Here is a 722-nt window from a genome sequence, read left to right as displayed (position 1 = left end):
CGTGGGGACATGGCCGACCTGCTCGCGCTGACACCCTCGTTGTACCGCCTGCGGATCCCTGGTGAGCGGGCACACCTGCTCAACTGCTACCTCCGCCTCGACACCGACGGCGTGACGCTCATCGACACCGGCTGGGCCGACAGTGCCACGCTGATCGCTGACGCCCTCACCGCGCTGGATCGCCGGCCCGCCGACGTGAAACGTATTGTGCTGACGCACTTTCACGAGGACCACTGCGGCGCCGCCGCCGAGATCGCCGACGGGTCGGACGCTGAAGTGATTGCCGGCGAGCACGATTCGTCGTACATCCGGGGTGACGATGCCGGGCCGCTACCAATCCTGACCGACGCCGAGCGGACCCTGAGGCCGGATTTCGATACCGCGCCGCACGGTCCTGCCTGCCGCGTCGACCGCACGGTGGCCGACGGCGACGTGCTCGACTTCGGTGGCGGCGCCCGCGTCATCGCCGTGCCGGGGCACACCCCGGGCAGCATCGCCCTGTATCTGCCTGCCGACGATGCCGTGCTCACCGGCGACGCCGTCGCGGAGGTGAATGGTCAAGTGGCAGTGGGCGTCTTCAACACCGACCGGCCCGCGGCGGTGCGCGCTGCGAGCACCCTCGCCGCGACCGGCGCCCGCATCGCCGGATTCGGCCATGGGGACGCGATCATCGGTGATGCCGCCGCTCGTATTGCCGCAGCGGTGGACCTCTTCGCCTGAAG

The 722-nt window shown here is 70.1% G+C and carries 1 protein-coding gene; it reads left to right on the top strand.

Features of this window, described 5'->3' with window-relative positions; all coding sequences use genetic code 11:
* Positions 1-9 precede the first annotated feature (9 nt).
* A complete protein-coding gene (locus tag ACWW1C_RS27045; RefSeq protein WP_455981121.1) occupies positions 10-720 on the top strand; it encodes an MBL fold metallo-hydrolase in 711 nt (236 codons plus the stop codon).
* The last annotated feature ends 2 nt before the right edge of the window (positions 721-722 follow it).

The sequence above is a fragment of the Mycobacterium sp. HM-7 genome (assembly GCF_053852335.1).
The sequence above is the reverse complement of the archived record's forward strand: the minus strand, read 5'-3'. Positions and strand labels throughout refer to the sequence as shown.

What these genes read in the sequence shown, in the direction of transcription:
- ACWW1C_RS27045 (WP_455981121.1), top strand. Translation starts at nt 10, where the DNA reads ATGGCCGACCTGCTCGCGCTGACACCCTCGTTGTACCGCCTGCGGATC.